Here is a 20897-nt window from a genome sequence, read left to right on the forward strand (position 1 = left end):
TAAACGCAATGCCTGCGCCAACCTCTCGCCCTCGACTCTCGCCCCCCGGCGAAGACCTGGGCGGCGGCCTCTTCAGTCAAATCGCGCCGCCACTTTTAGGTCCGATGGTCTAGTAGCGCGAACGGCAGCTGGCGCGCTGGCCGAAACCGCTCGGGCCACAAATCCAAGGCGAATGACCCAGGAAGGGGCCACCATTGCCCGGGCTGTAGGAAACCTTCACCGTCGCCGGCCTGCCGACCCGCTGCGGCCGCACGAAGGCCGCATAGGCCTCCTGCCTCGTACGCGTCACCATGGTCGTCTGTGCGAGCGGCTTGCGGTAGAGAACCTTCTTTCCGACGCGATCGAGCTTCTTGACGTGCTGGACCTTCTTGCCAAAACCTTGATCAACGATCCGTCCGTTGATTGAGCTGGTCTTGGTCGTGTCCATCGTCTGGCAGCCTGACACCATCGAGGCCAATGCGATTGCAGCAACAGCATAGGCATATTTTCTGCCGGTCAGATTTTCTATAAACTGTCTCATCATCTGTTCCCTGCCCAGTAATGCAACGTGATTGAAAGCAAAGAATATACTTCGAATCCGTCGTTTCTAATCGCTCGTGAGTGGTCGTTTTCCATTCACATCGTTCCGTCATATTAGAAGAGACTTATTAAAATTCGTGCAAACGTCATAATGAACGCAGCCTTTCACTCTTCGCTCGAATTTGAAGGAAATTCGATTGTCGGATCGGCTGGCAGACGGAGCCTTGCCAAACGGCACACCGGCATACGCGACCCACTCGCGCCTGCGGCAAACAGAAGCGGCGCTCGGGCTGTCAGGGATGTTGCGATGTATAAAACGCTCAGCGCCGCAACCGGCGCCGGCAGGGCCGACTGCCCCAGGCTCTCTCCAGCCGACAAAAAGGGCTGGCGATCCTTATCGCCGGAAGTGGCTGGATGCGGCGGCCCGCTCCAGAGTGCCTATGCCGCTATATGCACCCCTCGACAAATGGACCGCTGACCCACAGCGAGCCGCTGTTGAACATGCTGGTCCCGCTGTCATCGATGAACCCTACAGTCTTGTTGTCGACATGCAGCTTGCTCTTCGGCACCACTCGGCCGTCTATCTTGATATTCTTGACGAACAGGTTGCGATCGCCAGCCTTGCCCTGCCCCGCCCACAGGTCGTTGGCATAGCGGAGTTCGATTTTCCGCGGATTGGGCACGGCGCTTAGATTGAAGCGAAATGGTACGGTATGAGCGGACGCTGCCTTCAACTCCGCGACGATCGATTCTGCTGTGATCGCCGTGCTTTCCGTCCCCAGGACGTCCGCCTGTCCAACCGGCTTTCCGTCGACAAGCACGTCGAGCCGAGGGGAACCCTCGAAGCTGGTGCCGGCCGCGTCGATCTCGAGGCTGGCAATGCTGCAACGCGCCGCGTCTTTCGTCGCATCGGCGATCATATCGGCAACGCGGCGCTTCTGCGACTGTACCCATCCCACGATCGGCTGCAGGATGGCGGTGCGATCGCCGGTGCCGGCCTTGATGAGGTTGACCTTTTCCGTAGGATCCGTCTTGAGGTCATACGCCTCGATGCTGCCGGTGGTCGCGTTGAAGATGACCTTTCGATCATCTTCGCGGTAGCCGAATTGGAAACCGCTCCAGGGAATGAAGAAGAATGTCTTGTTCGGCCGCTGCTCGCTGAACAAGCTGTGACCCTGCCAGGATTTTGGAAGCGGAAGGCCGAGTATATCGAGGATGGTCGGGGCTATGTCGATAATCCCACCGACAGCATGTGCGACGTCATCATGGAAAAGCTGCTTGTTGATCATGATAAGCGGGATATGGATATTTTCTTCGTAGAGAGCACTGGCATGAACGTAGTTCCCATGCTCTCCAAACGCTTCACCGTGGTCGCCGAGTATGACCACAAGCGTCGAGTCGAGTTTGCCGGACTGCTTGAGTGAATCGAGGATCTGTCCCAGCGCCTGGTCGCCGACCTTCAGCGCGTTGAGGTAGGCGTTGAACTTCTCGTCATCGGAATAGTGAACTTTCGAGCCATCAGAGAGGTCGGGGGTCTCTTTCATCGCCGTAAACAGCGGGCTGTCGATGAGATAGGGGTAATGGGTCATCGCCGTAAACATCACCGCGAAGAAGGGATTTTCGGCATCCTCATTCACCCAGTTGATGACGGATTGAGCGGTACAGAGATCGCTGTTGTAGTCGAAATTCTTCCATTCCTTGGAACTGAGCTTGAATGTGGGAATATCACATTTCTGCCCGCGGTAGTCCTGAATGACATCAAGCCCCTTGTTGAGCAGAAACTCATCCACGCGCTGGAACCGTGAATCCGCACTCCAGAAAAATCCGGTGCGAAAGCCGCTTGCGGTCAGAGTGTTGGATATTGAACTCAGCGGCAGATCCGGATGGCTCGCGGTCATTCCATAGTAAGATATGTCATTGTACATGGAGCTGAACAGCGAAAATATCGAATAGTTTGTAGAGGGAGTGTGCGCATATATATTGTCGAAGCGTATCGAGTCACTTGAGTAGCTCTTTATGTTCGGTGTAACAGGATACTTTCCACCAAACGTCTCGACGTATCGGGATGGCACCGATTCCATCATGAAAACCAGCACGTTCTTTATCGGATTTGGTGATTGCACCTTGAAGCTGGACGTCTCCGCCGGACGTTCCCCAACGCTGGCGACATCAACGTCCACCCCGGTATTCACGGCGAAAACGACGGGGGTCGGACTGAACAGAGCCGATTCAACAAAGTACACGATAGGGTTGGCAACCTTTGCCTCTGGCAAGGCCGTCGCCCGAACATGGTACCCGGTGCCGACCAGTCCAGCACCGACGCACAGGAGAAGCGTCCCCAGCAATACCGCTCGAGCAGTTCCCGCCAGCCGCAGGCACAGCCCTGCTGTCGCGTAACCCAGGACCAGCGTCAGAACTATGGACAACGACGAGAATGCGAAATCCCTTGGGTTGAGCGCGTCACCTATGGCATTCTTGGCGTCGGCATTCTGCAGGAAGTCGCCATAGACCAACCACTGGAAAGTGAACGGTTCGCTCAGCATTTTGACGAGATTGATGTTGGCAAACCCCCAACATAGCGAAATCAGGATGGCGAGATAGAAAGTGATGACCACGACGACGCCGAAGAGGCGGCGGGCCTTGCTCAGGAAAAGCAGGAGAAGGGCTGCTGCCGTCAGCGACGAAATGAAAATCAGATCGTGGTAGCTTGATGCTATTCCGACGGGGATGGAGGCCAAGCGACCCTGGAGCGTCGATTGGGGATCGATGATGAAGCCTCGGTAGACACCCAGAAGCATCCAGGAGAAAAACCCGGTGCAAGCGATCAGCAGGCCTGCGCGGAGGAAGCGCTTGGAACCTTGTGAACCGGGCTGTGTCTTCAATTCCATCTGACCGTTCCGTGCATAACCGCGAGGACAACCGAAAGAGCAAAGGGCCTGATGCTACGTTGCAATCTCAAAGCCGCTGCCATTTCCCAAATGCCAGGTTCACTCGCCCGGCGAACCGGCCGATCTCGAATTAGCCACCGCTTCCACCCCCTGCGGTCGAGAAGTTGCCCGTGCCTTGGATGTTTGTCATGGCAATCCCTGAGTTGGCGGGCCGCCAGGCTCTTCCAGACTATCTGACGATTGGCCGATCCCAGGCGGGGTCAAGATGGAATGTGCGGGTTCCGCTCCCGCCACGCCCGGCTCCGGAAACCGGGTAGGCCACGCTGACGATGCGCACACTGCCTGCTCCCTGCTGGAGCCCATATATGCCTTCCAGGCCGCGGTCATAAAACGCAGCGCCCGGGACGAAGAGCGCAACGCCAGCGAGCGAGGCCTGCAAGGCGAGTTTCGCGACGTTGCGCCGCAACGAAATTCTATTCTCCGCCAGGTGCCTGGTGATGATTACGACCACAAGCAGGCCGTAGACGAACGCATTGAAGGCAGCGAACCAGTAGAAGCCGGTGGCATCCGACGCGCGGTCCACCAGAAGGACCGGCAGCGAAGCTCCGATTGCAAGTGCCACATACGGAACGATGACGCGGGCAGGCAGCAGATTTTTCGGGCCACTGCCCTTGGGGGTAACACGAAAATCCACGAACGACTTGGTCGCATAATCACGGATCGACGACAGCGTGCCCGCCAGCACCCACGGCCAACGCGCGAAGAATGAGAACAACATTCCCTCCCAACTGATCGTCTTGGCGGTGAGCGGGCGCGATAGGCCGAAGGCCTTCAGCAACATCACCAGCATAATCAGGGAAATAGAGTTCGGCGCATAGTATAAAAGGAAATCGACATACGTCACATTGGCGAAGCTCTTCCCCGCCAGAAGCGCGTACATAGGCATGACGTACATGACAAGCGAAAACACGGCGAAAAGCGGATACCAGAGCTGGCGAAACAGGAACTGGAATTTCAGCCGTGGCGATAGCTTGGAAAGGTATATGGGCGAGTATTCGAGCATGATCGTCATCAGGCTCCGCGACCACTGGAACTCCTGCGTGACAAGATCGGCAAAGGTCTGCGGGCCATCGCCATGGGCAATGGCGTCTATGGCATGCACACCGCGCCAACCAGCCGCAATGAACAGCATGGACGTCGAGTGATCTTCGGCCAGTTCCGGGCCAAGGCCGCCGACCTGCTTGAGCGCTGCGGTTCTCACGGCATAGTGCGAGCCGATGCAGAGCGGCGTTCCGTCGCCCGTATGGCCGGACTGCAAGGGTCCGTGGAACATCCCTTCCGGGAACAGTCGGCCGCGTGCCGACCAGCTTTCAGCGGCATTGTTGTCGCATATGCTCGGCGCCGATACATAGCCAACCGCCGGGTCGGCAAAGGCGACCAGGATTTCCCTGAGATAGGTTGGTGTCGGGACGTGGTCCGCATCCATCTGAGCGACGAAGTGGTAGCGCTCATAACCATACTGGTCGTAGAAGAACGCCAGGTTTCCCTCTTTGCAGCGCGTCCGGCGGGGCCACACCTTGCGGTGATAATCTTCCCGCCCGCGCCGCGTCGAAATCATGACGTTATGGGCATCGCACCAGGCAATCGTTTCCTCTGACGGGTCCTCGTCGGCCAGCCAGGTATCATGCGGACAGTCCTGCGCCAGCATCGCTTCGAGCGTTCGCGCAACCACCGAAAACGGTTCGGACGGAGCCTTGGTCACCACCATCGCGACCCGCGAACGTTCCGGGATCGTGTGAAGACTGGACGGCTTTTTCATCGCATGCACGTTCAAGAGAAAATACATCGGCATGAACGTCAGCCATACGAGCGTCAATGTCGCCAGCATGTATGGAATGACGTGTTCGATGTGCCCGGGCTGCAGCCACCAGAACCAGAAAAATCCGAACGTTACCGACCAGCAGGCAAGTCCCAGCCTCCAGATCCGCCGCTGGGTGGTCGACAGCACCGGCACCAGGAAAGGAGGCTTCTCCGCAGCGTTGCCCGGAGCCGCCCCACGCCCCCGTTTCGGCATGGTCTTGCCGCTGATGATCCCCACGTCCGCGGAAACACTCATACACGTACCGCCGCCACCCCAGCGTCAGCCGAACGACGGCTGACGAGCCTTAAAAACCCGCCCTTAGAATCCACCTGAGTGCTTTAGAGTCAACTAAATTAAGCGTTGGTTAACTATACTTCTTGCATATTGGTTAACCTAAGACCTTGGATCGCGATGGCAAAATTCCGTCGATCCTTCCGCCGACCAGTTCTGGGGTAGCGAAGGAATAACGAGCCGGCAAATTTTCAGCGTTGGAGAATTCGCCGAGGGGACCAAAAGCTGTCTGGATGGGAACCGGCTCGAGGCGGCGTTAACCATGTTGCGAGCATCAGGGTTAAGCAATCGTTAATTATACTTGACTCTTGGCTCGGACCGGCTCTTAAATTAGCCAGGGATGATATATCGGGATATAAGCGCGAATTTGTGAGTATCGCGGCGAATTCCTCTCTACGGCACCTCTCTGTTGGCGCCTTGAGAGTTAATCTTTGGGTGGGCTCCGTGCGAAGGTTCGCACAACCGCCAATGATCGCTCCGAAATCCCGCAGATTCCGCCAATGGAGCCGATAGGTTTTTGGGTAGCCGTGTCGATCAGGCATCGATGCGCACGGGCGAAGCCTTAACTTCCGCGAGAAGTCGAGGCCATGGGAGAATCTATGATGACACACTCCGCGGCAAAGGCACTTGCAATCGCGCTGGTATTGGGCGGAAGCGCCGCCTTCCCTGCTGCAGGAGGGGCCGGCTCCGTAACCGCGACCGACCCCGTTCAGACGAGCAGCGCTGCGTCGGCGTTCGGTTCCTATGATCCCTACGGGGACTTCAGCACCGACAAGAGCGCCAGCATCGAAGAGCTGTTCCTGCCCTGGGAAGACGTCGATCTGTCGACGCTGCCGCTTGCCGACGCTTACGCGCTGCAGCGCGGCCGTTCGCTGCTGATCACGATTGAGCCGTGGACATGGTCCAAGGACTGGCGCATCACCCCGCCCGAATTGCGTGACGGCATTTTGAGCGGCAAATATGACGCCAACATGCAGGCGATCTGCGATCTGGTGGGACAGATGAAGAGCCCGGTGACCATTCGCTGGGCGCAGGAAATGGAAGACAAGAACGGCCGCTTCACCTGGGCCAACTGGGCTCCCAAGGACTGGATTTCCGCCTACAAGCGCGAAGTCGACATCTGCCGCAAGGCTGCCCCCGCCGCCAAGTACATGTGGTCGCCCAAAGGCGAAGAAGGTTTGGAAAAATACTACCCCGGCGACGACTATGTCGATGTCATCGGCCTGTCGGTGTTCGGCCTGCAGAAAAAAGATGATGACGAGGCCGGTCGTGACCGCACCTTCGCTGAGCTGCTGAAGCCCGGCTATGACCGCGTTGCGGTGTTCAACAAGCCGATCGTCGTTGCGGAACTCGGCTATGTCGGAAAGCAGGACTATGTCTCGAAATGGCAGGAAGATTCCCGCAAATCCTACGCGGAGTTTCCGGCTCTGACTTCGGTCGTCTACTTCAACCAGAAGGAAGTGTGGCCGTGGCTGGGCGGCTATGGTCTGCCCGACTGGAGGGTGACCCAGCATGTCTTGCCCTAGAGCATGATACTGAAAAAGTGAGAAGCGGCTTTTCGGACAAACGGGGCACCATCTGTCCAGGCATCATGCTCCATCTCTTTGATTTAGTGGCGGAGTCAGATTTCAGGATTCACCTGAAATCATCTCAAGCGTTCTCATAAACCGGGCGTGGCGTAACAGTAGGGGTAGGGGTTGTGAAACGAGTACTGGGCAATTGTATCGGAACGGCACTTGCCTGTTCCATTGGTCTGTTTGCTTTCCAGCTTCCCGCAACGGCCAAGACGGCGACGAAAATCGCCGAACAGGCCATGCGGGCAGAGGTGGTGCCGGACGAAGGCATCTACCAGATGTACCAGAACCGCTCGTGGCTCTGGGGTCGGGAGGGTGCTGGATATTTTGCCGTCCAGCGCCGTCAGTTCAGTGCCTGGACCTCGGACAAGGCGCGCAAGCTGGGCTACGGTGACGGCATCTGGTTCATTCCCGGAGGAGGCAAGCTGTGCTTCCGCGCAAAATGGCACGGAGCCGGAGGCGACTCCAACGCTCTTTCCTGTTTCGAACATCGCCAGGCAGGCAGGATTCTCTACCAGCGCCGGGTTCCGGATGGAGAATGGTACGTATTCAGGAGTTCGCACCGCAACCTTGCGGACGCGTTCATGCAATTGAAACACGGCGACTACGTCAGCCGCAAACAGAGCCGGATCAAGGCAAAGCAGTAGAGACTTTCATCCGCGACAGGTCACTGGTCCGAAAGCGGGTCGACTGAACGTTCAGGCGACCTGCCTTAAGCCTTGCGCTCCCAGCGGCGATCTGGCGTCTGTTGCCAATAGGTGACGGCGTGGCCAGCGCTCTTCATCACCTTCCAGTGCCCTCGCGCCGCCTCGAGCTGGGCGGCATCGTGGCCATCGAACAGGAACACGGCGCGCTCGTAGCCGCCAAGGTCAGGCGGCACCGCGCCGTCGACCAGGAACCTTATCTTGGCGTCGTTGGGATTGCCGTCGCCGGTGGTCAACAGAATCGGCTGTTCGCCGGGATGAGCCTCACGATCGGTTGCGTGCGCCAGGAACGAATCGTCGCGGAAGGTCCAAAGATGCTGGTCGAGCGCATCGCGGCGTTCCTCGGTGCCTGTCTGCACCACGGCGCGCCAGCCACGGTCGACGCTGCGCTCCAGGAGGCCTGGCAGCGCATCCTCCAGCGTCGATTCGGTCAGGTGGTAGAACAGGACGTCGGCCATCGCTTCAGCCTATAGTGATTGAACCCGTTCACTGCTCATAATTGTCGCGCACCAGCCGGTCGAGCAGCCTGACGCCGAAACCGGAACCCCAGGACTGGTTGATCTCGTTCGACGGCGCCCCCATCGCCGTGCCGGCAATGTCGAGATGGGCCCATGGCGTGTCCTTGACGAAGCGCTGCAGAAACTGCGCCGCGATGGTGGCGCCGCCAAAACGGCCGCCGATGTTCTTCATGTCGGCGTTCTTGGAATCGATCAGCTTGTCGTATTCGGCCCCCAGCGGCATGCGCCACAGCCGTTCCTGCGTCGCCTGCCCCGCCGCCGCCAACTTTTCGGCCAGTTCGTCATTGTTGGAAAACAGGCCGGCATAATGTTGGCCGAGCGCCACCATGATGGCGCCGGTCAGAGTCGCCAGATTGACCATGAATTTCGGCTGGAAGCGGTCGTTGCAGTACCACAACGCATCGGCCAGCACGAGGCGGCCCTCGGCGTCGGTATTGAGCACCTCGATGGTCTGGCCCGACATCGAAGTGACGATATCACCGGGACGCTGGGCATGACCGTCGACGGCATTTTCGACCAGTCCGATGATACCGACGACATTGGCTTTCGCCTTGCGGGCCGCCAGTGCATGCATCAGGCCGGTAACGGCGGCGGCACCGCCCATGTCGCCCTTCATATCCTCCATGCCCGAGGCCGGCTTTATGGAATTGCCGCCGGTGTCGAAAGTGACGCCCTTGCCGACGAAGGCGATCGGGCTGTCCTTCGGCTTGCCGCCGTTCCACTGCATGATCGCCATGCGGGCGCCGCGCGGCGAGCCTTGCGCGACACCAAGCAGCGAGCCCATGCCGAGCTTCTTCATTTCCTTCTCAGCCAATATCTCGACCTTGACGCCTAGCGCCTCGAGTTCCTTGGCGCGGGCAGCGAACTCGACCGGCCCAAGCACGTTTGCCGGTTCGTTGACAAGGTCGCGCGCCAGTAGGACGCCGTCGATCACCGCCTCGGCATCGGCGAAGGCCTTCTTCGCAGCGGCCGGATCAGCGGTGTGGATGGTCACCTTGACCGGCTTCTTCGGCTCCGCCTTGCCGTCGTCCTTGTCCTTCCTGGTCTTGTACTTGTCGAAGGAATAGCTGCGCAGGAGAATGCCCGCGGCAAGGCTTGCCGCGTCCTTCGCACTCGGCGAGGCGCCGGCCACATCGAGGACCACCGCCACTTCGGTCGCCTTGCGCAGCGACGCGGCAACGGTGCCGCCAAGCTTCAGCCACGCATATTCGTCCAGTCCCGATACCTTGCCGGCGCCTATCGCCACCAGTCTGTCGAGCGATGCTCCCTGCGGCGCCAGAACTTCCACCGTGCTGGCGAACTTGCCCGTAAACTCAGCCACGGGAAAGGCCCGCTCCAGTGTCTTGCCGGGATCACCGGCCTTGGCGACGTCGCTCAGGCCGCCCTCGTCCGCCGCGAGCACGAAGACCGTGCCCTTCTTGTTCACCGCGCTCTGGGACCCGGAAAATTTGGCGAAGGCGATCGACGGTCTTTGATTCATCATGTCCTGCTTTCAGGGAATGCGCGACTTTTGGGGAAGCGGTTCGAAACGATGCGCGACATTTGGTCGTTTTCCGGCATTTGGCAAGACTTTGCCGAATTGGCATCCCATATGACCTATGGAATCGATGACGATTCGTCGCGGCACGGCCCCGCTTTTTGCCGCAACCTGTTGTTAACCATCGATGTTCGCCCTTTCTTATCCATTCCCGCCGACACTCCGCCCAGCCGGGGGGCGTGATGTGGGACAGAACCCGGATAGACCATCTGATGAGCCAGTTGTGCAGGCGCTGCCGGACAGCTACCTTGTTCGGTGGCATGATGCCGTTCGAAAAAATCGAGAAAAGCCTTCATGAAGGTCGTTGAACGCTACATCATGCGCCGCGCTTTCGTGGTCTTCATGGCCGCTCTTGTGTGGACGCTGGCGATCGTATGGACGACGCAGGTGCTGGCAAAGATCGATCTGGTCACCGACAGCGGCCAGTCGGCGCTCACCTTCTTCGAAGTCGCCGCCCTCATCCTTCCGTCCATCATCCCGATCGTGGTGCCTTTTGCCCTGGTGGTAGCGGTCGCACAGACACTCAGTGTCATGAATTCGGATTCCGAACTCGCCGTCGTCAACGCCGCGGGGGCCTCACGCTGGACGATCGTGCGGCCGATCATGTTGCTGGCGCTCGCCGCCGCCGTTTTTTCCTTTGCCGTCGACAACGGCATCGACCCTTACGCACGGCAGAAGAACCGGGCCCTGGTGGCGTCGTCGCGCGCGGATCTGTTGTCGCTGATCATCCAGGAAGGCACCTTCCGCAAGATTGACGACGGGTTGTTCCTGCAGATCGGCGAGCGCCTTCCCAACAATCGGCTGGGCGGCATTTTCGTCGCCGATTCGCGCGAAGAAGGCGTCAACCTCGTCTACTACGCCAAGACCGGAAGCATCATCGAACGCGGCGGTGAAAAGGTGCTGATGATGAATGACGGCGTCATCCATCGCAAAACGCTGACCGGCGATCTCTCCGTCATCCGCTTCACCTCCTATGCCTTCGACATGTCGGCCTTCATGGCGGCGGCTTCGGCGGTGACGCTCCTGCCCAAGGACCAGACGACGCAGTACCTGCTCAACCCGGGCGCCAACGACAAGTATTATCAGCAGAGCCCCTACGAATACCGGGCCGAGGTCAACCAGCGGTTCTCGGAATGGACCTATTCCATGGTTTTCGCGCTGATCGCGCTTGCGGTCGCCGGGGATGCGCGCTCGCACCGCGAGGCGCGCGTCAATCCGCTGATCACGGCGATCACGATATCGCTGTTCGTGCGTTGGCTGGGCTTTTTTGCCGCCAGCAAGGCGGATGAGGTCCCGCAATATGCGTATATGGTCTATGGCGTGCCGATCGTGGCTTCCGCGGTGGCGATCTGGTTCATCGTCTCCAACCGGACACTGGAACTGCCCGTGACCTGGGCGGACTGGATGACAAACTTCGCCACGCGCATCGCTGACAGCTGGAATGCTTTCAAATTGCGTTTGTCCAGGCGCGGCGCATCAGGGCAAGGGGTCGGCTGATGGGCTGGACACTGGGCCGCTACTTCTTCTTCCGCTATGTGACGATCACCATCTGGTTCTTCATCGGCCTCCTGGCGCTGGTGTTCCTGATCGATTTCACCGAGCTGTCCGGACGCACCACCGGCCTGCCCGGCTTCACCTACGGCACGGCGGTAGCCATTTCAGGCCTCCGTATGCCGATGATCATGCTGCAGACGGTGCCGTTCGTCGGTCTCTTCTCGGCGATGGCGACGCTGGTGTCGCTGAACCGGCGCTACGAGCTGGTCATCGCGCGTTCCGCCGGTGTTTCCGCCTGGCAGTTCCTCTTGCCCTGCTGTGTCGGAGCCTTGCTGTTCGGCGTCCTGTCGGTTGGCGTCATCAATCCACTCGCCGCGCACGCATTCTCCTGGTCCGAGCAGATCGAAACCCAGCTGCGTTCCGGCAAATCGAATACGGTCTCGGCCGATGCCGCGCCCTGGATCCGGCAGAAAACCAGTTCGGGGGACACCATCATCGGTGCGCGGGCCATCCTGAACCAGGGCCTGGAAATGGCCGACGTCGTGTTTTTCATTCTCGACCCGCAAGGCAACATCGTCGCGCGCAAGGACGCCAGCCGTGCCTTCCTGCGCGACGGCTATTGGGAATTGCAGGACGTCAAGACGTTCCAGAACGGCACGATCCAGGCATTGGCAACCGATCGCGTACCGACCAATTTGAAGCCCGAATTCGTGCAAGAGCGGCTGGCGCGCCCCGAAACCATCCCCTTCTACGACCTGCCCGGAAAGATCGAAGTTGCCCGCTCCTTCGGCCTCAAGGCAAATGCCTTTGCCATGCAGTTTGATTCGCTCGTAGCGTTGCCGTTCCTGCTCGTCGCCATGACGCTGATCGCGGCAACGGTTTCAATGCGATTTGCCAGGATGGGACAGTCGGCGACGATGATTCTGGGTGGCATCATCGCTGGCTTTCTGCTTTATGTCGTTTCGGTGCTGGTAAAGGCATTCGGCGTGGCGGGATTCGTGCCGACTGTCGTAGCCGCCTGGGTACCGGTCATGGTGGCTATGTTCTTTGGGGTGACTTTCCTGCTATACAAGGAAGACGGCTAGTGAGGGAGGCGTTTTTGCCCAGCAACAGGCAGGCCGGTTTGGCGCGCCTCTATGCGGCGACCGCCTTGGCGTGCGTGCTTGCCTACGCCGTTCCGGCACCGGCGCTCGCGCAGGACGTCGGCGACATGGCGACATCGGTTCCGTCCGGCTCGCAAATGCTGCTGGCGGCCGATACGCTGGTCTATAACAACGACAACCAGACCGTGACCGCCGTTGGCGGCGTGCAGATCGACTATGGTGGCAATCGCCTTGTCGCCCAGCGGGTCGAGTACAACCGCAACACCAAGCGGATGGTGGCGAGCGGCAACGTCGAAGTCATCAACAGCGACGGCACCAAGATCAATTCGCAACATATCGACATCACCGACGACTTCGCCGACGGCTTCGTCAACGCGTTGCGGGTCGAGACCATCGACAAGGCCTATTTCGCCGCCGAAAGCGCAGAACGCATGGGCGGCGTGCTGACCACCTTCCACAATGGCGTCTACACCGCCTGCGAGCCGTGCGAGGATAAGCCGGACAAAGCGCCGACCTGGCGCGTCAAGGCCAAGAAGATCATCTGGAACGGTGAGAAGAAAACGGTTCGCTTCGAGAATGCGAATTTCGAGTTCTTCGGTTTTCCGCTTGCCTATCTGCCTGCATTCGAAATTGCCGACCCGACGGTGAAGCGCAAGAGCGGCTTCCTGATCCCGAGCATCATCTACAAGAGCGATCTCGGCGTCGGCGTGAAAGTCCCCTATTATCTCGCATTGGCGCCGACCTACGACCTGACCGTCACCGGCACCGGCTATACCAGGCAGGGTTTCCTCGGTGAGGCCGAGTGGCGTCAGCGCTTCGACAATGGCGAGTACAGCTTGAAGATCGCCGGGATACACCAGCAGAATCCCGACGCCTTCCTCGACACCACTGCCTTCCCATCCAGCTCTGGCCACAACGTCAATTCGGGCAGCGCCGGCGATCCCAACAAATTCCGCGGCATGATGGGTACCCAGGGGCAGTTCGCCATCAACTCACGCTGGAACTTCGGCTGGGACGTGCTGCTGCAGACCGACAAGAACTTCTCGAACACCTACGGCATCGACAAGTATAATAGCAGCGTCCACCAGTCGTCGGTCTACTTGACGGGTCTCAACGGCCGCAACTATTTCGACGTGCGCGCCATGCATTTCGATGTGCAGGAAGATACGCCTGACGACAATATCTCTGCGCGAAGCGGACAACAGCCGTGGGTGCTGCCGTCGCTCGATTACGCCTATATTCCTGATGCCTCGGTGGCCGGCGGCCAGCTGTCCCTCAATGTCAACGCGCGTGTCATCCGCCGCGACGATGTCGATGAGACCTTCGTCGAGCCCTACAATTCGCTCACTCCCACGCAGCGCGTCCGCGGCATCGAAGGCGAATCGGGCCGTCTCACCGCCGAGGCCGAATGGAAGCGGAGTTTCGTCACAGATGACGGACTGGTGCTAACGCCGTTGCTCGCGCTGCAGGGCGATGTGGACTACCTCAACGCATCGTCGGCTTCGCTAGACGCCATCGACCGAATGGCAACGCATTTGGGCGAGCAGGACGATATGCGCTCGTCATTTGCCCGTTACATGGCAACCGCGGGCCTTGAGATGCGTTGGCCGGTGCTGTTTTCCATGGCCAGCGGGTCCAGCCATGTCATCGAGCCAATGGCGCAGGTCTTCATGCGTCCGAACGAGCAATATGTCGGCGGCCTCTCAGTGCCCAACGAAGACGCCCAAAGCATGGTCTTCGACGCGACCACCTTGTTCGAACGCGACAAGTTCTCCGGTTACGACCGCGTCGAAGGCGGTTCGCGCGCCAATGTCGGCTTCCGCTATTCCGGCTCGTACAACAATGGCTGGGGTACCAACGCCATTTTCGGTCAATCCTATCAGATCGGCGGCGAGAACTCCTTTGCCGCGCCGGATCTGGTCAATGTCGGCGCCAATTCCGGCCTCGACACGACCAAGTCCGACTATGTCGGCCTGTTCGGCATCAACAGCCCCAACGGCTTCGCGGCCTCGGTCAGCGGCCGTTTCGACGAACAGAGTTTCGAGGTCCGCCGTGCCGAGGTGAAGGCCGCCTATTCCGGCCTGCCCGTGTCGCTGAGCGCCAAATACGCCTTCATCCAGGCCCAGCCGCTGTACGGTTTCACGGAAGACCGTCACGAAGTCACACTTGGTGCATCCACGCATCTGGCCGAAAACTGGCGCGTCTTCGGCACAGGAACATACGACCTGCAGCAAAGCCTGCTGGTCAAGGACGGCGTCGGCTTCGCCTACAACGATTCCTGCTTCACTTATTTGATGACCTACTCGCAGTCGCGCGATCTGAACACCAGGGAGGTGTCGCAGACCATCGGCTTCAATCTGTCGTTCCGCACCCTCGGCGATTTCGGCTCGTCGACCAGTGGCGTCGACACGATCCAGTAACAATCGGCGACATCGTTTCGCCGCATAGGGCTGGCACGGATTTCGCGCACCTGGAAAGATGAAATTGGGCGGGACCGGGATAGAATTGGGATACCAACGATGAGGAAATACCTCTTTTCAGCAGGTTTCGCGTTGCTCGTGGCGGCGACGTCCGTGTCGATCACTGCAATGACGCCGCCGGCTTTCGCCAGCGAGATCAAATACGTCGTCAACGACGTTCCGGTCACCAGCGGCGACATCGCCCATCGCGCCGCCTTCCTGAAGCTGCAGCGCAAGAAGGGCGATGCCGGCCAGGAAATGATCGACCAGACGCTGCGTATGGCCGAGGCCAAGCGGCTTGGCATCCGCATCAACGACGCACAGGTCGAGGCGGCGTATCAGCGCTTTGCCTCGAGCAACAAGATGCAGCTCAGCCAGCTTGACGGCGTCATGGAGAAGTCAGGCGTCACCAAGAGCCACTTCAAGGAATTCATCCGCGCCCAGATGGCCTGGAACCAGGCTTTGAGCGCGCGCTACCGTTCCGGCGACGGCACAGGTGTCGTCAGCGAGCAGGATCTCGTGAGGAAGATGCTCGAAAAAGGCGGCGCCAAACCGAGCGCCACCGAATACATGCTGCAGCAGGTCATCTTCGTGGTGCCGGCGGCTGAACGCAGCGCGACGCTGGGCAAACGCAAGCGCGAGGCCGACGCCATGCGCGCCCGCTTCAACGGCTGCAACACGACACGCGAATTCGCCAAGGGCCTGATCGACGTCACCGTTCGGGATCTGGGCCGGGTGCTGGCGCCACAGCTGCCGCCGGACTGGGCCGAGCAGATCAAGGCGACCAAAGTCGGCGGCGCCACCGCCACGCGCGAAACCGAACGCGGCGTCGAATTCATCGGCATCTGCTCGTCGCGCGAAGTGTCCGACGACAAGGTCGCGCAGATGGCGTTCCAGGCCGAAGGCTCCGGCGGCGACAAGGATGCCGACGCGCTCAGCAAGAAATATGTCGACGAGCTGAAGGCAAAAGCCCGCATCGTCAAGCGCTGACGTGGGCAACGCAGTGACTGCGCTCGCGTTGAGCGCCGGCGATCCGTCCGGCATTGGGCCGGAGATCGCCATCGCCGCCTTTATGGCGCGCGAAGCTGCCGCCCTGCCCCCCTTCTACCTGCTCGCCGATCCGGCGCTGATCGCCTCCCGGGCGCGCCTGCTCGGCATTTCGCTGCCGGTCGTCGAAACGACATCAGCGCAAGCGGCGCAGGTCTTTGCCCGCGCCTTGCCGATCGTTCCACTAGCCGCCGGCTGCATCGATAGCCCCGGCCGGCCGGATCCGGCCAATGCGGCCGCCACCATCGAGGCGATCGACCGCGCCGTCGCCGATTGCCTTGCCGGCGAAGCCTCGGCCGTAGTCACCTGCCCCATCGCCAAGAAGCCGCTCTACGATGCGGGCTTTCGCTTTCCCGGCCACACCGAATATCTGGCGCATCTGGCGGCCCGGCACAGCGGCGTCGAGGCGATGCCTGTGATGATGCTGGCAGGACCCGACCTGCGCACCGTTCCCGTCACCATCCACATCGCGCTGGCCGAGGTGCCGAAGGCACTGACCACCGAACTGATCGTCGCCACCGCGCGCATCACCGCTGCCGACCTCACCGGCCGCTTCGGCATCGCCAAGCCTAGGCTGGCCGTTGCCGGGCTCAACCCGCATGCCGGCGAAGGCGGCGCCATGGGCCTCGAGGACGAGCGGATCGTGCGCCCGGCGGTCGACATCCTGCGTGCCGAAGGTATTGACGCTTTCGGCCCTTTGCCGGCCGACACGTTGTTCCATGTCCGGGCGCGGGCGGGCTACGACGCAGCCCTTTGCATGTATCACGACCAGGCGCTGATCCCGGCCAAGGCGCTGGCTTTTGACGAGGCGGTCAATGTCACGCTCGGCCTGCCCTTCATCCGCACCTCGCCCGACCACGGCACGGCCTTCGACATCGCCGGCAAGGGTGTGGCGCGGCCCGACAGCCTGATGGCGGCATTGAAGCTTGCCAGGCGCTTGGCCGACACGAACACGAGGCCGGTTGCCGCATGAGACAGCAGGCATGATGAGCATCGACGGGCTGCCGCCGCTGCGCGAGGTGATCGAGCGTCATGGGTTGCAGGCGAAGAAGGCGCTCGGCCAGAATTTCCTGCTCGACCTCAACCTCACCGGCAAGATCGCGCGCACCGCCGGCGACTTGTCCGATGCAACCGTGATCGAGGTCGGCCCTGGTCCCGGCGGGCTGACCCGCGCCTTGCTTGCCAACGGAGCGCGCCACGTGATCGCCATAGAGCGCGATGAACGTTGCCTGGCTGCTCTTGCCGAAGTGTCCGACCATTATCCCGGCCGGCTAAAGGTTGTTTCCGGCGATGCGCTGAAAACGGATTTCGCAGGCCTTGCCAGTCGAGCGGCCGGAAACGGCGGTCCGGTCAAGATCGTGGCCAACCTGCCCTACAACATCGGCACGGAGCTGCTGGTGCGCTGGCTGACGGTCAGCGACTGGCCGCCTTTCTACACCTCGATGACTTTGATGTTCCAGCGCGAAGTGGCCGAGCGCATCGTCGCGCCCGCCGGCAGCGACAGCTATGGCCGGCTGGGGGTTCTTGCCGGCTGGCGAACGGAGGCGAGAATCGCCTTCGACGTACCGCCACAGGCATTCACGCCGCCGCCAAAGGTCACCTCCTCGGTGGTGCATCTGGTGCCGCGCCCGACTCCTCTGTCCGCCGAGGTAAAAAAACTCGGCCGCGTCACCGAAGCCGCCTTCGGCCAACGTCGCAAGATGCTGCGGCAAAGCGTGAAGAGCCTCGGCGGCGAGGCCCTGCTCGAACGCGCCGGCATCGATCCGACACGCCGCGCCGAAACGCTCAGCGTCGAGGAGTTCGTGCGGCTGACCAATGCGGTGTAAGAAGCTGCCGATCTCCCCCTCGTGGGGGAGATTGGCGCTTCACCGCCTCAGCCAGTCTTCTCGTCCAACAGTCCAGAGACGAAATCGAACAGGCCTGGCCGGCGGTCGCGTCTTAGCCGCTCGGCGACGACGATACCGCGCACTTCGGCGAAGGCGCGGTCAAGGTCGTCATTGACGATGACGAAATCATATTCCTTCCAGTGCTCGATCTCGTTGCGGGCGTTTTTCAGCCGCGTCTCGATCACCGCCTCCTGGTCTTCAGCGCGACGTTTCAGCCGCGCCTTCAACTCCTTCATCGATGGCGGCAGGATGAAGATCGAGACAATGTCGGCGCGCATCTTCTCCTTGAGTTGCTGGGCACCTTGCCAGTCGATGTCGAACAGCATGTCGCGCCCCTCGGACAGCGCCAGTTCGGCCGGTTCGCGCGGCGTCGCATAGCAATTGCCATGCACCTCGGCCCACTCCAGCAGTGCGTCGGAATCACGAAGCCGCTCGAATTCGCGCATCGTCCGAAAATGATAGTGGACGCCTTCGATCTCGCTTCCGCGGCGCGGCCTGGTGGTGACCGAGACCGACAGTTCGAGGCTGGAATCGCTTTCCAGAAGATTGCGCGCGATCGTCGACTTGCCGGCGCCGGATGGCGATGACAGGACGAGCATCAGGCCCCGGCGGCGAATGCGGGACCCCAAATCCTTGGCAACCATCGGCTACTCCAGATTCTGGATCTGTTCACGAAACTGGTCGACCACCGCCTTCAGGTCCAGCCCGATCGCGGTGATGGCGGCGGCATTCGACTTGGAACACAGCGTATTCGATTCGCGGTTAAATTCCTGTGCCAGAAAATCGAGCTTGCGACCGACCGCACCGCCGCCCAGCAGCAGAGCCCGGCCGGACGCGACATGCGTTTTCAGCCGGTCGATCTCTTCGCGAATATCGGCTTTGGTGGCCAGGAACGCCGCCTCCATGTGCAGTCGGGTGGCATCCAGATTGGCGGAAGCGTCCATCAGCAGCCTGACCTGCTCGGCGATGCGTTCGCGAATCACCGTCGTCTCGCGGGATGGATCCACTTCTGCCCGCAACGTCAGCGCCTCGATCGTGTCGATATGACCCGACAACAGCAAAGCCAGCGCGGCTCCTTCGCCCTGCCGTGCCTGTTCGAGCCCGTTCAAGGCCACTTCGAGCGCGACCATGATCGCGGCATCGATCGCGGCCCTCGCCTCCTCGGTTTCGACGGTTTCAGGAATGTCGAGCACGCCGCGCAGCGAAAGCAATCCATCTGACGTCGCCGCAGCAACGCCGAATTGCTCCTGCAGCCGTTTGGCGAGCCCAGCCAGGTCCTTCAGGAAGGCTTCGTTGACGACCGGCTGCGCCTGCGCGCCAACGGCACGGCCGATGGTCAGCGTCGCCTGGAAATTGCCGCGTGCAAAACGTTTCTGAAGTATCTGCCGGACAGCAGGCTCCAACCGCTCGAAGCCTTGCGGCAGCCGCAGCCGTACCTCGACGCTCTTGCCGTTGACGGACTTGACCTCCCAGGCGATCGAGGTGCCTTCGTGCTCGGCGACGGCACGTGCAAAACCGGTCATGCTCTGCAAATTCATATCGCCCACACGTCCCTGGCACATCGCCCCTGAACCGGCTTTCCGGACAGGAGCGAGTGCGGCTTGAAAAAAGACTGCGCCGCAGGCGCGTCGAAATCGGACGCGCGGCGCTCTTCCAAATGTCAGGGCGTTGCCTGTCGGGCAACGCCTTTCTTCATTTACTGGGCAGCGCCCGCGTCACCGCCGCTGTCGCCGGCACCGTCAGCCGGTCCACCCTCAGCCGGCCCACTGCCAGCGGGCTTGACGGCATTGCTGTCGCCGGTGCCAGTCGTCTTGGCGGCTTTGGCGGCATCATCGGCCTGCTTCTTCAGCAACGCGCGATAGCGGGCGACATTCTCGTTGTGCTCGTCCAGCGTCGCGGCAAAGACGTGCCCGCCGGTGCCGTCGGCAACGAAATAGAGGTCGGCGGTTTTCGACGGATTGGCCACCGCCTCCAGCGCTGCACGACCCGGATTGGCAATCGGCGTCGGCGGCAAGCCATTGATCACATAGGTGTTGTAGGGAGTCTGTTTCTGGATGTCCGACTGGTAGATCGGCCGGTCCGCCGGCTTTCCCTTGCCGCCGAACAGCCCATAGATGATGGTCGGATCGGATTGCAGGCGCATGCCCTTGGCAAGCCGGTTCAGGAAGACGGCGGCAACTCGCGAACGCTCGTCACCCTTGCCCGTCTCCTTCTCGACGATCGAGGCCAGCGTGACGAACTCCTCGACGTTGGCCAGCGGCAGGTCAGGCGCGCGCCGCTCCCAGACATCGTCAACCAGCTTCTTCTGATCCGCCAGCAGCTTGTCGACCATCTGCTGGCGTGTCGCGCCGCGCGTGAAGCGCAGCGTGTCGGTGGCGAGGCTGCCCTCCGGCGGCGTGGTTGCCGGCATGTCGCCGCTCAAGGCAGTCTCCTCGGCGATGCGCTGCAATGCCTGGTCGACCGTCAGTCCCTCAGGAATGGTCAGCGAATACATCACCGACTTGCCGCTCTTCAAAAGCTCCATGATATCGCGCATGGAAGCCCTGGGCTTGATCTCGTACTCGCCGGCTTTCAGCGCGGAATCATTGCCGAAGGCCCGCACGCCAAGACGGAATACCCGGGCGTCGCTGATCAGCCCCCGGCGTTCGAGCTGGTCGGCGATATCCTGGACGCCGGTGTTCGGCTTGACCAGGAAGGTGTCGCCATTGGCCGAAGGTCCGGGTTCGGTGAATTCCTGTTTGCCGAAATAGACCGCGACGCCGGCCGCCAGAACCACCAGCATCACCGAGGAGATGACGAAGTTCATGAACACGACGACCTGGCTGCGTGACGCACGCGAGCGCTTCGGCGGCGGCGTGCCAGCCTCCGGCCGCAACGCCTCGCTGGCCGTTTTCGGCACGATCAGGCCGGATGTCGGCGGCCGTTGCCCGAATTCTCCGTTGCCTGCCGGATTTGTGTTCATTTCGCCCTACCGTTTGATCGCCCAACGAATCCCCAGCGGCAGAGTAGGGGCGAA

The 20897-nt window shown here is 60.8% G+C and carries 17 protein-coding genes; 9 read left to right on the top strand and 8 right to left on the bottom strand.

Features of this window, described 5'->3' with window-relative positions:
* Positions 1 to 109: 109 nt before the first annotated feature.
* The 3 genes from EOA13_RS01970 to EOA13_RS01980 all read right to left on the bottom strand — a co-directional run bounded on the left by EOA13_RS01970 (position 110) and on the right by EOA13_RS01980 (position 5523).
* Positions 110 to 520, bottom strand: coding sequence for a hypothetical protein (locus EOA13_RS01970; RefSeq protein ID WP_245490284.1), 411 nt, complete (start codon positions 518 to 520; stop codon positions 110 to 112).
* A 445-nt stretch (positions 521 to 965) separates the two neighbouring features.
* Positions 966 to 3407: a sulfatase-like hydrolase/transferase gene (locus tag EOA13_RS01975; protein WP_127289229.1), complete on the bottom strand. Its 2442-nt coding sequence runs from the start codon at positions 3405 to 3407 to the stop codon at positions 966 to 968.
* A gap of 229 nt (positions 3408 to 3636) precedes the next feature.
* On the bottom strand, positions 3637 to 5523 hold the full coding sequence (locus tag EOA13_RS01980) for a cellulose synthase catalytic subunit (protein ID WP_127289231.1): 1887 nt from the start codon (positions 5521 to 5523) through the stop codon (positions 3637 to 3639).
* A gap of 638 nt (positions 5524 to 6161) precedes the next feature.
* Between EOA13_RS01980 and EOA13_RS01985 the strand changes: the two genes are divergently transcribed.
* Together EOA13_RS01985 and EOA13_RS01990 are read left to right on the top strand one after the other, a co-directional pair.
* Complete coding sequence (locus EOA13_RS01985; RefSeq protein ID WP_127289423.1) at positions 6162 to 7085, top strand: glycoside hydrolase family 26 protein; 924 nt, start codon at positions 6162 to 6164, stop codon at positions 7083 to 7085.
* A gap of 173 nt (positions 7086 to 7258) precedes the next feature.
* A complete protein-coding gene (locus EOA13_RS01990) occupies positions 7259 to 7780 on the top strand; it encodes a DUF995 domain-containing protein (RefSeq protein ID WP_127289233.1) in 522 nt (173 codons plus the stop codon).
* Positions 7781 to 7845: 65 nt separating this feature from the next.
* Here the strand turns inward: EOA13_RS01990 and EOA13_RS01995 are convergent, their stop codons facing one another.
* On the bottom strand, positions 7846 to 8295 hold the full coding sequence (locus tag EOA13_RS01995; protein ID WP_023813773.1) for a DNA polymerase III subunit chi: 450 nt from the start codon (positions 8293 to 8295) through the stop codon (positions 7846 to 7848).
* A gap of 28 nt (positions 8296 to 8323) precedes the next feature.
* Positions 8324 to 9835 (bottom strand): leucyl aminopeptidase, encoded by a 1512-nt coding sequence (locus tag EOA13_RS02000; protein WP_127289425.1) that lies wholly within the window; start codon positions 9833 to 9835, stop codon positions 8324 to 8326.
* A gap of 51 nt (positions 9836 to 9886) precedes the next feature.
* Here EOA13_RS02000 and EOA13_RS02005 point away from each other — a divergent pair, with 51 nt between their 5' ends.
* The 7 genes from EOA13_RS02005 to rsmA all read left to right on the top strand — a co-directional run bounded on the left by EOA13_RS02005 (position 9887) and on the right by rsmA (position 17821).
* Positions 9887 to 10075: a hypothetical protein gene (locus EOA13_RS02005; RefSeq protein ID WP_127289235.1), complete on the top strand. Its 189-nt coding sequence runs from the start codon at positions 9887 to 9889 to the stop codon at positions 10073 to 10075.
* Between the two features lie 111 nt (positions 10076 to 10186).
* On the top strand, positions 10187 to 11389 hold the full coding sequence (lptF, locus tag EOA13_RS02010) for an LPS export ABC transporter permease LptF (RefSeq protein WP_127289237.1): 1203 nt from the start codon (positions 10187 to 10189) through the stop codon (positions 11387 to 11389).
* Entirely contained in the window at positions 11386 to 12471 is a 1086-nt protein-coding gene (gene lptG, locus EOA13_RS02015; protein ID WP_206535259.1) for an LPS export ABC transporter permease LptG, read from the top strand. Before lptF ends, lptG begins: the two co-directional genes overlap by 4 nt.
* Positions 12471 to 14909 (top strand): LPS-assembly protein LptD, encoded by a 2439-nt coding sequence (locus EOA13_RS02020; RefSeq protein WP_164779943.1) that lies wholly within the window; start codon positions 12471 to 12473, stop codon positions 14907 to 14909. Before lptG ends, EOA13_RS02020 begins: the two co-directional genes overlap by 1 nt.
* A 99-nt stretch (positions 14910 to 15008) precedes the next feature.
* Positions 15009 to 15938, top strand: a complete 930-nt coding sequence (locus EOA13_RS02025) for a peptidylprolyl isomerase (protein ID WP_127289243.1) — start codon at positions 15009 to 15011, stop codon at positions 15936 to 15938.
* A gap of 1 nt (position 15939) precedes the next feature.
* Positions 15940 to 16968 carry a 4-hydroxythreonine-4-phosphate dehydrogenase PdxA gene (gene pdxA / locus EOA13_RS02030; RefSeq protein ID WP_127289245.1) on the top strand — a complete coding sequence of 343 codons (1029 nt, stop codon included), beginning with the start codon at positions 15940 to 15942 and terminating at the stop codon, positions 16966 to 16968.
* 13 nt (positions 16969 to 16981) lie between these two features.
* The gene (gene rsmA, locus EOA13_RS02035) at positions 16982 to 17821 is read left to right on the top strand and encodes a 16S rRNA (adenine(1518)-N(6)/adenine(1519)-N(6))-dimethyltransferase RsmA (protein ID WP_127289427.1); all 840 of its coding nucleotides are present in this window, start codon (positions 16982 to 16984) and stop codon (positions 17819 to 17821) included.
* Positions 17822 to 17868: 47 nt separating this feature from the next.
* Here rsmA and gmk read toward each other — a convergent pair whose 3' ends face one another.
* The 3 genes from gmk to mltG all read right to left on the bottom strand — a co-directional run bounded on the left by gmk (position 17869) and on the right by mltG (position 20843).
* Positions 17869 to 18525, bottom strand: coding sequence for a guanylate kinase (gene gmk, locus EOA13_RS02040; protein ID WP_013532512.1), 657 nt, complete (start codon positions 18523 to 18525; stop codon positions 17869 to 17871).
* 3 nt (positions 18526 to 18528) lie between these two features.
* On the bottom strand, positions 18529 to 19419 hold the full coding sequence (locus EOA13_RS02045; RefSeq protein ID WP_127289247.1) for a YicC/YloC family endoribonuclease: 891 nt from the start codon (positions 19417 to 19419) through the stop codon (positions 18529 to 18531).
* A gap of 158 nt (positions 19420 to 19577) precedes the next feature.
* Complete coding sequence (mltG, locus tag EOA13_RS02050; RefSeq protein WP_127289249.1) at positions 19578 to 20843, bottom strand: endolytic transglycosylase MltG; 1266 nt, start codon at positions 20841 to 20843, stop codon at positions 19578 to 19580.
* Positions 20844 to 20897: the final 54 nt, after the last annotated feature.

This window comes from Mesorhizobium sp. M7A.F.Ca.US.011.01.1.1 (assembly GCF_003998295.1).
Lineage (GTDB): Bacteria > Pseudomonadota > Alphaproteobacteria > Rhizobiales > Rhizobiaceae > Mesorhizobium.